Origin of the sequence: Leisingera sp. JC1 (genome assembly GCF_001679925.1) — a bacterium.
In the GTDB taxonomy this organism is placed as follows: Bacteria; Pseudomonadota; Alphaproteobacteria; order Rhodobacterales; family Rhodobacteraceae; genus Leisingera.
On the sequence record NZ_LYUZ01000035.1, the window covers coordinates 1 to 10,422 of the forward strand.

Annotated in this window: 9 protein-coding genes and 1 pseudogene; 3 read left to right on the forward strand and 7 right to left on the reverse strand. The window is 62.2% G+C overall.

Annotation, left to right across the window (positions count from 1 at the left end):
* From A9D60_RS04325 to A9D60_RS04340, 4 genes and pseudogenes are all read right to left on the reverse strand, one after another.
* Positions 1 to 190: pseudogene (locus A9D60_RS04325) on the reverse strand (IS256 family transposase); the annotation flags it as partial.
* A 23-nt stretch (positions 191 to 213) separates the two neighbouring features.
* Positions 214 to 564, reverse strand: coding sequence for a three-Cys-motif partner protein TcmP (gene tcmP, locus A9D60_RS04330; protein WP_065266471.1), 351 nt, complete (start codon positions 562 to 564; stop codon positions 214 to 216).
* A 27-nt stretch (positions 565 to 591) separates the two neighbouring features.
* Positions 592 to 1,329, reverse strand: coding sequence for a DUF5131 family protein (locus A9D60_RS04335; protein ID WP_175392889.1), 738 nt, complete (start codon positions 1,327 to 1,329; stop codon positions 592 to 594).
* A 206-nt stretch (positions 1,330 to 1,535) separates the two neighbouring features.
* Positions 1,536 to 2,633 carry an AAA family ATPase gene (locus A9D60_RS04340; protein WP_065266472.1) on the reverse strand — a complete coding sequence of 366 codons (1,098 nt, stop codon included), beginning with the start codon at positions 2,631 to 2,633 and terminating at the stop codon, positions 1,536 to 1,538.
* 494 nt (positions 2,634 to 3,127) lie between these two features.
* Between A9D60_RS04340 and A9D60_RS04345 the strand changes: the two genes are divergently transcribed.
* Complete coding sequence (locus A9D60_RS04345) at positions 3,128 to 5,545, forward strand: GcvT family protein (RefSeq protein ID WP_065266473.1); 2,418 nt, start codon at positions 3,128 to 3,130, stop codon at positions 5,543 to 5,545.
* Between the two features lie 132 nt (positions 5,546 to 5,677).
* Here the strand turns inward: A9D60_RS04345 and A9D60_RS04350 are convergent, their stop codons facing one another.
* From A9D60_RS04350 to A9D60_RS04360, 3 genes are all read right to left on the reverse strand, one after another.
* Entirely contained in the window at positions 5,678 to 6,064 is a 387-nt protein-coding gene (locus A9D60_RS04350; RefSeq protein ID WP_065266474.1) for a type II toxin-antitoxin system death-on-curing family toxin, read from the reverse strand.
* The gene (locus tag A9D60_RS04355; RefSeq protein WP_024092785.1) at positions 6,061 to 6,285 is read right to left on the reverse strand and encodes an AbrB/MazE/SpoVT family DNA-binding domain-containing protein; all 225 of its coding nucleotides are present in this window, start codon (positions 6,283 to 6,285) and stop codon (positions 6,061 to 6,063) included. The genes A9D60_RS04350 and A9D60_RS04355 overlap by 4 nt, the downstream gene beginning before the upstream one ends.
* 80 nt (positions 6,286 to 6,365) lie before the next feature.
* On the reverse strand, positions 6,366 to 7,253 hold the full coding sequence (locus tag A9D60_RS04360; protein WP_065266566.1) for a LysR substrate-binding domain-containing protein: 888 nt from the start codon (positions 7,251 to 7,253) through the stop codon (positions 6,366 to 6,368).
* Between the two features lie 210 nt (positions 7,254 to 7,463).
* Between A9D60_RS04360 and A9D60_RS04365 the strand changes: the two genes are divergently transcribed.
* Together A9D60_RS04365 and A9D60_RS04370 are read left to right on the forward strand one after the other, a co-directional pair.
* Positions 7,464 to 8,816 carry an MmgE/PrpD family protein gene (locus tag A9D60_RS04365; RefSeq protein ID WP_065266475.1) on the forward strand — a complete coding sequence of 451 codons (1,353 nt, stop codon included), beginning with the start codon at positions 7,464 to 7,466 and terminating at the stop codon, positions 8,814 to 8,816.
* 29 nt (positions 8,817 to 8,845) lie between these two features.
* Positions 8,846 to 10,384, forward strand: coding sequence for a trimethylamine methyltransferase family protein (locus A9D60_RS04370; protein WP_065266476.1), 1,539 nt, complete (start codon positions 8,846 to 8,848; stop codon positions 10,382 to 10,384).
* Positions 10,385 to 10,422 lie beyond the last annotated feature (38 nt).

Here is a 10,422-nt window from a genome sequence, read left to right on the forward strand (position 1 = left end):
TGGCGGGCTGGTTCTGGCCTTCAGGCGGCTCCTGCGCGCGCTCTTCGCTGAGATGTTCGTCCAACTCGGTGCTCAGCGCACGTTCCGCAAGCGCCTTGGTCAGTTCGGAAAGAATGCCCTCCTTGCCGAAAAGGTCGCCGGGCGAACGCCCTTCCATCAGCCGGTCCAACAGGTCTTTGTCTATGCTCATACGTGGGTCTCCTCAAAAGTGAGCTACCACGCCGGGGCACAAAATTCAGGATAGTCCCCATCATCGACAAAGATGAAACGGGCCTTAATTTCCAGCGGCTTCTCGCGCCCTTCGTTTAATCTAACCGCTGCTTCCTCAACCGCGTTGAGCAATACTAGCGGACTGCCCGCCCGTGTCTCTGCACCATCCGCGTATGCGCCGCCACCGCTAAAACCGTCGACCAATGTGATGTTCAACCGATCTTGCGCTGGGTTGCGCACGACTGTGTCAAAGTAGACGTCAAGGTAGCTTTTAAGAACGTCGAGTTTACGTTTGGTATGTTCCTCTATACGCGGCAGTCTACGGTCCGGTCCCCAAATGAAATTCTTCGCCATAAAAAACCTAACCTGTTAACTCAGCCATTATCGCTTCCGGCACAATCTGCCAGGGAAAACCGTTCCACTCTTCGCCTTCAAGCAGCCGCCCTCCTGATTTCGGGCGAGCCCCCCCCATTGCTTAAAGAAGAATGCGACATCAAACCGTTCGCAAGCCAGCCGCAGCTCTGTAGCCCACGCAGGTTCCATTGGTCGCGCCCGCGGCCCGCTTTCACCACCTACAATAGCCCAAGCAATACCCGTCAAATCAACTTCGCCAATAGGCCCCAAAAGCGGTTCAAATGATATGAACCGCGCATCGGAGTTGATCTGACGAAGGTGTTCGATGCGGCTTTTGTGTGCGCTGTCCTCGACCGACACACCCAACCAGATATGAGACGGCACACGCCCACCATCATACCGGCGTTTGACATAATTACGCATCAGTGATGATCGTTTGGTCAACACCTGATAAACATGCCAGTTCGCCGCCTCCATCGCATCGAATACGGCGTCTATATGTTCAGTCGGAATATCCTTGTGGAACAAGTCGCTCATCGAATTGACAAAGATCATTCGAGGCTTCTTCCATCGGGCAGGTTGCCCTAACCGCGAAGGCCAAAGACGTAAGTCAAAACCCTGCTCATACGGGTGGCCTTCAATGCCACGCCAGCGTTCCGCGAACCGCTCTGCATAGCAGTTGTCGCAACCAGGACCGATCTTTGTGCATCCCGTCACCGGGTTCCACGTTGCATCCGTCCATTCAATTTCAGATTTCTGTGCCATGCCTCGCATCCTGTTTTTGGAAAACTTTATGCCAAGGCGCACAAATAGGGAACATCTAAATCTGGCTGAACTTGCGGCTGAAAGGCGCCCAATCATTTGGGCCTCCACAAATGGGGAAGCACATATGATAACCGGCAATGCCATGGTTTTAGTCCGGCACATGCGGTTCCTTTCAATAGAGTTTAGCGGTCGGAGAGGCCACTTGCTCAATGACGGACTTCAGCAGCCTCCATCGCTTCGCCCCGTGTCAGCATCCGGATTACATGCCTCAGGTTCAACTCCGCACCCCGCCCGGCAATTTCCAGCGTCTCCGCCACAGCTTCAACAGATGCCTGGGTCAGTCCACGCCTGCCGCCCTCACGACGGGCAAAGGCGGACAGCTCGGAAACTGAAACTGGCGGGAGGCGGACGACCTCTATGCGACTTAGCAGTGGGGCTGGTAGAGTGACCAAGGTATTGGAGGTCAGCACCCAGCTGATCCAAGACATGTCGAAACCCACCTGGTAAAAGGGGCACTGCCACGAAGCCGCGGAAGATGGCTCCAGAAGGGACAGCAGCCCCTCGGTCAGGCCGAAGCTGTTTCCTTTGGTCGAAGTTGCAACCCCGGCCTTTTCCACTTCGTCAACAACGACCACCGGGTTCGCAATCAGGTGCTTCAGGATTGTCATCAAAGGGCGTCCCGGGTGCGCGTTGGACCAGCCGCGCTGAGAACCCACAATACCGAACGACGCCTGTTCCGCCGTCGCCTCCACACCACATCGGGGCAAGCCAAGTGCGGTGCTCAGCTGACGGGCCCACATGCTTTTGCCGATGCCCGGCGGCCCGTCCAGCAGCACAGGCGGCAGGCAAAAGCCCGCGTCACCGTTGCGGACTGAACGCCGCATCGCCTTCCATAGAAGATCTGTCGCGGGCGCCATCCAGGGCATGTCGGCATGAATTCCGGCGGCGATTTCATCCGCCTGATGCTCTGTCCGGATCCGGATCAGCTCCACACCGTTGCGCAGAACCTCCAAGGCTCTCCGGTCGTCGAGTTTGAGGTGGGAAAGGCCTGCGGCCGCAGCCCGCCGTTCCGCCAGCCTGCCCACCCGGCGGTCGACGCGGTCCTGACCTTCGCGCCCGAGACCAACCTGCATCAATTCGTTTTCCCAGCGAAGGCGGTCATCACGATCCTCGGGGTCCGGAGGAACGATACCGCGCTCGAGGGCGCGGCGCGTCTTCAGAAACCGTTCCAGGCGCTGCCGTATTTCCCGCCGGTCTTTGTCGGCATTGTGGAACTCTGCTTCGATGAACTTGATCTTGGACATAGCTGGCCCTTTCCCGGCGCGCCGCGCCGTCTGGCACCCGATTGCACACGGTGCGTTCGGGAAAATGAAGGAAAGAACCTGGCCAGGTTTGAGCTTCAGTCCTGCTCAATACGGCCATTTCAGTCAACAGTTGGAGCTGATCTCCGAGGGGGACACGCGCCCCCGCAACAGGCAATAGGCGGAATTCGTCTAAGCCATTGTATTAAAACAAAACCACCGACCGAAGATCGGCCGGTGGCAATTAACCTCGTGTCAGAGTGGCAGAAAACCCCCATCAATGGCAGTTATTTCTTGGGTCCGACAGAAGTTTCTGGGCGTGATGAAAGAGATCACCGGGTGATGGCCGGATGACCCATCGAATCCGGGGCCATTGGGTCTGAATTCTTCACGGGTCATCCAGCCCTGCTGCCGCTAGGGTCTCCAGGAAGGAATTGGCGGCCCTCCCTAGCCTGCGGGGCGTGCCGTGCCAGAGGCGCAGGCAAGGGAATAGACGCATGAAAACCCATGCACAGGCAGTTGTCATCGGCGGCGGGCTGGTCGGCTGCTCGATCCTCTACCACCTGGCGAAACTCGGCTGGACCGATGTGGTGCTGCTGGAACGCGACGAGCTGACCGCCGGGTCAACCTGGCACGCGGCGGCCAACATCCACGGGCTGCACGACAACAACAACGTGACCCGCATCCAGCACTACACGATGAACCTCTATAAGGAGCTGGAGAAGGAAACCGGCCAGGGCTGCGGCGTGTTCCAGCCGGGCTCGCTGTATCTGGCCAAGACCGAAGAGCGCGAGCACCAGCTGCGCCTGCAGGAAGCCAAGGCGAAATACTATGGCCTCAACTTCTATGAGGTCAGCCGCGAGCAGGCCAAGGAACTGCACCCGCTGGCCCAGTTCGACGACATCCGCTGCATCATGTTCGAACCCGATGGCGGCAACGTCGACCCTTCGGGCGTGACCATGGCCTATGCCGCCGGCGCCCGTGCCATGGGTGCCCAGATCGAACGCTTCTGCCCGGTGATCGGCACCGAACAGCAGCCCGACGGCAGCTGGATCGTGAAGACCGAAAAGGGCGACATCCACACCCAGTGGGTGGTGAATGCTGGCGGCCTTTGGGGCCGCGAAGTCGCCGCGATGGCGGGCCTCACCCTGCCGCTGCAGCCGACCGAGCACCAGTATTTCGTGACGGAGTCAATCGACGAGGTTGCCAAGCTGGGCCGCCGCCTGCCCTCGATCGCCGACCGCGACGGCGAATACTACTTCCGCCAGGAAGGCAACGGCTTCCTGATCGGCGCCTATGAAAAGGACATGCGGTTCTGGGCCGAGGACGGCACCCCGCTGGACTTTGCGCATGAGCTGTTCCCCGACGATCTGGACCGGATCATGGAGAACGTGATCCGCGCCACCGAGCGGGTGCCCTGCGCCGAGACCGCGGGCGTCAAGCGTGTGATCAACGGCCCGATGATCTGGTCGCCCGACTCTAACGCCATCTGGGGCCCGGTGCCGGAGCTTAAAAACTACTTCTGCTGCACCGGCATCATCCCCGGCTTCTCGCAATCCGGCGGCCTTGGCCTGCTGGCAGCCCAGTGGATGATCGAGGGCGAGCCGCAGTACGACATGTTCGCCTGGGACCTCGCCCGCTTTGGCGACTGGACCGACAAGAAATTCACCAAAGCCCGCGTCGAGGATCAATACGCGCACCGCTTTGCCATCCATTTCCCGAACGAGGAACGCAGCGCCGGCCGCCCGGCCCGCGTGCGCCCCGCGTATGAGATGCAAAAGGAAATGGGCTGCGTCTTCGGCCTCAACTGCGGCTGGGAGCATCCCCTGTGGTTCTCCGGCACCCCCGGCACCACCGACACCAACAGCTTCACCCGCCAGAACTGGTGGGAGCCGGTGGGCCGCGAAGTGAAGATGCTGCGTGAAAACGTTGGCGTGATCGACATCTCGAACTTCGCCAACTACGTGATCAAAGGCCCGGGCGCGTATGAGTGGCTGGACAAGCTGGTGGCAAACAAGGTGCCGACAGAGGTGGGCCGCTCCTGCCTGACCCCGCTGATCTCGGTTCGCGGCGGCGTCGCGGGCGACTTCACCATCACCAAGGTGGCGGATGATGAGTACATGATGGTTGGCTCCGGCATGGCGGAACGCTATCACCAGCGCTTCTTCAACATGGTCGAACTGCCGCAAGGCACCACATTTGAGGTCGCCACCAACCGTATCGCAGGCTTCAACGTGGCCGGTCCCAAGTCGCGCGACATGCTGCAGCGGATGACCAACGCGGATCTGTCGAACGAGAACTTCCGCTTTATGCGCTCCCGCACCATTGACGTGGCTGGCGTGGAGTGCCTGGCGATCCGCGTCTCCTTCACCGGCGACTTGGGCTGGGAACTGCACTGCGCGGAGGAAGATCAGGTCAAACTCTATTCCGCGTTGCTGGCAGCAGCGGCAGAATTCGATGGCGGCCCGGTCGGCGGCCGTGCGCTGGGGAGCTTGCGGATCGAGAAGGGCTACGGCTCCTGGGGCCGCGAATACAGCCAGGAATACTGGCCGCAGGAGGTTGGCCTGGCCGGTCTGATCAAGCTGGACAAGGACTTCCTCAACAAGGAGGCCTATCTGAAGGTCAAGGACAACGCGCCGCGCGAAGTTCTGTCAGCCTTCGAGATCGACGCGGTGAACGATGCCGATGCCTCGGGCGGCGAGCCGGTCTTCACCCCGGACGGCAAACCGGTGGGCCGGGTGACATCCGGTGCCTACGGCTACTCGGTCGGCAAGTCGCTGGCGCTGGGATATGCCAACCCGGCAGTTGCCAAACCGGGTGACGAGATCGAGGTCTTCATCCTGGGCAAACCGCATAAGGCGCGCATTCTGGAAGCCGCCGCCTTTGATCCTTCGGGCGCACGGTTGCGGGCCTAAGCAGGCTCCACCGCCCGACTAGAAACACCAAGGGCAGCGCCCGACCCTGGGTGGGTGCGAAAGCGCCCTCCCGTGGGGAGGGTCGGGCGCTGCCCGGCCTTCGTCCGGGCGGAACTTACCTGTGAGTCAGAGCTAAACCGGCTGCATCCCAGCCGTCAGCCATTGCGCGAAACGGGCCTCATCCACATCACCGGTGGCGAGGTCCTCCATCATCCGCACGCCCTCCACCGGGTCCGGGCGGAACTGGTATCCATTCAGCCGCAGAAACGTGACAGCGGTCACAAAGGCCGTGCGCTTGTTGCCATCGACAAAGGCATGCGCCTTGGCGATCCCGAACGCATACGCTGCGGCAACCTCCGCCACACCTGCATCCGAATAGGCCGCAAGGTTCATCGCCCGCGCGCAACCCATCTCCAGCAATGCCCTGTCACGCATCCCCGCCGCGCCGCCGTGGCGGGCAATCTGCCGGTCATGAATAACAGTAACGGCTGCCAGCGGCACCCATTTGTAGGTGCTCACGCCAGGGCCTGAAGCAGATCGCGGTTCTCATCCATCACGATTTCAGCCGCGGCCAGCGCCTCGGCCACCGAAGGGTCATGCGCCATCACCCGCAGGCTGCCGTCATCGCCGCGCACCACAAACAGCGTATCGCCTTCCTTGGCGTCCAGCATCGTCAGCATCTCCGTCGTCAGCGTGATGACGGCAGAGTTTCCGACTTTCCTGATCTTGGTCTCAATCATTGGCAGGCCTCATGTATATATACCCGTATATACGGCAAGGGACGCCGAATTTCAATGTCCGCTGCACAAGCGGTATGGCCCTACAGCTCCATCTCGGCCGCCGCCTTCAGCAGCCAGGCCTTGAAATGCTTGACCGAGGGCGTCGCCGCCTTGTCCTTGAAGGTGGCGAAATAGGTCCACGGGCAGTCAAGGTCGAACGCGAACGGCTCCACCAGCCGCCCGCTGGCCACCTGCTGGCGCACCAGCGATTTCGGCAGCACCACGCAACCCAGCGCGTTGACCGCAAATTCCAGCCCCATGTTGGAGGAATTGGTCTGCAGCCCGCCCTTATGCTCGATCCCGGTCAGCCCGTAATGCTTCGCGATCTTCTCCCAATAGACCGGGCGGCCCAGGATGTGGATCAGCTTGGCATCCGCCAGCTGTTCCGGCCGGGTCAGCGCCTCGCCGCCCACCCAGTAGTCCGGCGCGCAGACCAGCGCCAGCTTCTCGTCCCACAGCTTCACCGCGGGCCCCATCACGTCATCCACATGGTTGATGGTGATCGAGATGTCGGAGACGTTGGTTTCCACGTCCACCCAGATGGTGCTGTGAATGGTCAGATCGATATCCGGATGCGCCTTGGTGAATTCCTCGATCACGTTGATCAGCCATTTCTCGGCCAGGCTGACCGGGCAGGAGATCACCACCTCCCGCTTGTGGCTTTGCGAGATCAAGAGTTGCGTAGCTGAATCAATCTCCTGCAGCGCATGGCGGACCGACGGCAGATAGGCCTCCCCAACATCGGTCAGCGACAGCGACCGCGGGTGGCGCACAAACAGCGGCCGGCCGATGAATTCCTCCAGGCTGCGCACATGGTTGGAGACCGCAGACTGGGTGCAGTTCAGCTCATCCGCCGCCGAGGTGAAGCTCAGATAGCGCGCGGCGGCCTCGAATGAGCGCAGGAATGTCAGGTGGGGGAGATTCTTCATCACGCGGTCCGCTGGCGGTTTCGGGGCCATGTTCACATGCTTTGGAATGCGCCGCAATTCCCAAGGGTTAGCGGCCCGGAATGGTCGGAAAACGACGTCTAGCACGCATTTCACGAAATAAAGCAGGCCTATGACCCCGGTTTATTTGCGGGTCACCGGCCCCCGGACACCCTAGCCTGACGCGGAAAACGCCCCKGCGAGAGAACCGCCATGACCGCCACCTTCGACCGCGCCGCCGACTTCACCTTCGGCCTCACCCCCGCCGCCCTGCCGGAAACCACCCGCGCGGCGGCGGCGCTGATGTTCCTCGACACCCTGGGCATCACCATCGGCGCCACCCCGATGGAGGCCGGCCGCATCGCCCGCGACTCCGCCATGGCGCTCTACGGCTGCGGCGAGGAGGGTCTCGATGCCCGCATGATGTTCGACGGCCGCAGGGTGAGCGTCGCGGGCGCCGCCTATGCCGCCGCCACCGCCACCGACAACCTGGACGGCCACGACGGCTATTACCCGACCAAGGGCCATATCGGCGTGGTGGTTATCCCGGCCATCGCCGCTCTTGCGGAAACCGTGCCGGACTTTTCGGGCCCCGAGGCGCTGGCCATCACCACCCTGGGCTATGAGCTGGCAGGCCGCGCCGCCCTGTCGCTGCACGCCACCGTCAGCGACTACCACACCTCCGGCGCCTGGAACGCGCTGGGGGTGGCGGCGATGGCCGCCCGGATGCGCGGCCTCAGCCGCGGCCAGCTGCGTCAGGCGCTGGGGATCGCCGAATTCCACGGCCCCCGCAGCCAGATGATGCGCGAGATCGCCAACCCCTCGATGCTGCATGACGGCTCCGGCTGGGGTGCGATGGCAGGCATGTCGGCGGCGGTGCTGGCAGAAAAGGGCTTCACCGGCGCGCCCGCAATCACCATCGAGGAAGACCGGGTAGCGGAGTATTGGCAGGACCTCGGCAGCTTCTGGCAGATGGAACACCAGTATGTGAAGCCATACCCGATCTGCCGCTGGGCCCATGCGCCGATCGACGCGGTGCGGCAGGTGATGCTGGAACACGGGCTGAGCCATGAGCAGATCGCCAAGATCCACATCAACACTTTCCGCGAAAGCGCCTGTCTCTATCCAGGCATCCCCTCCACCACCAGCCAGGCACAGTATTCACTGGGCTTTGCCGTTGCCATTCAGGCCGCATACGGGCGGATCGGGGTCGAGCATATCTCCGGCGATGGCCTCGCCGACCCGCTGGTGGCCTCGATCCACGAACGCATCACCGTGGCGGAGGCCGCGCGCCACTCCGCCCGCTTCCCGGCCTGCCGGGTCGCCGATGTGGTAGTGACGCTGACCGACGGGCGCGTGTTCGAGACCGGCGACGTTCACGCCCGCGGCGGCCCCGAAGCGCCGTTTTCGCAGGAGGACATCGTGCGGAAATTCATGGAATTCGCCGCGCCTTCCTTGGGCGAGGCCCGGGCCGGCGCCATTCGCGATGCGGTGCTGGGCTTCACCAAAGAAGGCAGCAAATTCTCCGATCTTGGCCGTCTCATCTATGACGCGCCCGAAAACTAAGCCACCAACCTGACCAGAAAGACAGACACATGGCACGCGACAGACGCGGCGGCGGGCGCCGCGGCAAATCCTCCCGCTCCGGCGGCAGTATCGACCAGCTCCCCTGGAGCCAGGTGAAAAACACCTACCCGGCGTTTGAGCTCCTGAACCCGGATCAGATGGACCAGCTGCACGCCACCTCGATGCGGATCCTGTCAGAGGCGGGCATCCGGGTGATGGGCGAGAACGTGATGGGTATCTTCGAGGCCGCGGGCGCCATTGTTGACCGCGACACCAAAACCATCCGCATCGACGAAAGCATCGTCACTGAAGCGCTGAAGACAGTCCCGGCGGAGTTCACCCTGACCGGCCGAAACCGGGACAAGCGGATCACGCTCGGCGGCAACAACGTGACCTTTGGCTTGGTGGCCGGCCCGCCCAACGTGCATGACTGCATCAATGGGCGCCGCTCCGGCAACCTTCCCGACTACCAGAACTTCATCAAGCTGGCGCATCACTTCAACGCCATCCACCTGATCGGCAACCAGGTCACCGCGCCGCTGGAACTGCCCGCCAACAACCGCCATCTGGACACCTACCTGGCGAATATCACCTATGCCGACCTCAGCTTCCACTGCTCCGCTATCGGCCGCGGCAGGGCGCTGGACGGCATCAACATGATGGCAATCTCCCGCGGCCAGACGCCTGAGGAGATGAAAGGCGACCCCGGCGTGATCACTATCATCTCGGTCAACTCGCCGCGGCTGTTTGACGACGCGATGGGCGACGGTCTGATTGCCATGGCCGAATACGGCCAGCCGGTGACGGTGACACCCTTTACCCTGATGGGGGCGATGACGCCAGTTACCCTGCCCGCCGCGCTTGCCCAGCAGAACGCCGAGGCGCTGTTCGGCGTGGTGCTGACCCAGCTGGTCAATCCCGGCACGCCGGTGATGTACGGCTCCTTCACCTCCAACGTCGACATGCGCAGCGGCGCGCCCGCCTTCGGCACGCCGGAAAACGCCAAGGCCAATATCGTTGGCGGCCAACTGGCGCGGCGCTATGGCATCCCCTACCGGACCTCCAACGCCAATGCCTCCAACGCGGTCGACCTGCAGGCGGCGTATGAGACCATGATGGCGACCTGGGGTGCGGTGCTGGGCGGCGCCAATATCATCTACCACGCAGCCGGCTGGCTTGAGGGCGGGCTGACCGCGTCCTACGAGAAATTCATCCTGGATGTGGAAATCATCCAGAACATGATCGAGTTCCTGAAGCCGATGAAATTCAACACGGATGAACTAGGCTTTGACGCCATCCAGTCAGTGCCCACCGGCGGCCATTTCTTTGGCGCTGAACATACGATGGCGCGCTATGAGACCGCGTTCTACCGCCCGCTGCTGTCCGACTGGCAGAACTACGAGAATTGGGAGGCAGCAGGTGCCAAGGACGCACTGCAACGTGCCACCGGCATCTGGCAACAGGCGCTGCGCGACTACGAGGAACCTGCGATGGACCCCGCCGTCCGCGAGGAACTGGACGCCTATGTCGCCAGGCGGAAGCAAGAAATCGGGTCCGGCGAGCCGTGATGGGACGGGTGCGAGGGGCCAGCTCCTCGCGCTCCCCG

Coding starts and splice junctions, on each gene's coding strand:
- tcmP (WP_065266471.1), bottom strand. CDS start 564: ATGGCGAAGAATTTCATTTGGGGACCGGACCGTAGACTGCCGCGTATA.
- A9D60_RS04335 (WP_175392889.1), bottom strand. CDS start 1,329: ATGGCACAGAAATCTGAAATTGAATGGACGGATGCAACGTGGAACCCG.
- A9D60_RS04340 (WP_065266472.1), bottom strand. CDS start 2,633: ATGTCCAAGATCAAGTTCATCGAAGCAGAGTTCCACAATGCCGACAAA.
- A9D60_RS04345 (WP_065266473.1), top strand. CDS start 3,128: ATGAAAACCCATGCACAGGCAGTTGTCATCGGCGGCGGGCTGGTCGGC.
- A9D60_RS04355 (WP_024092785.1), bottom strand. CDS start 6,285: ATGATTGAGACCAAGATCAGGAAAGTCGGAAACTCTGCCGTCATCACG.
- A9D60_RS04360 (WP_065266566.1), bottom strand. CDS start 7,253: ATGAAGAATCTCCCCCACCTGACATTCCTGCGCTCATTCGAGGCCGCC.
- A9D60_RS04365 (WP_065266475.1), top strand. CDS start 7,464: ATGACCGCCACCTTCGACCGCGCCGCCGACTTCACCTTCGGCCTCACC.
- A9D60_RS04370 (WP_065266476.1), top strand. CDS start 8,846: ATGGCACGCGACAGACGCGGCGGCGGGCGCCGCGGCAAATCCTCCCGC.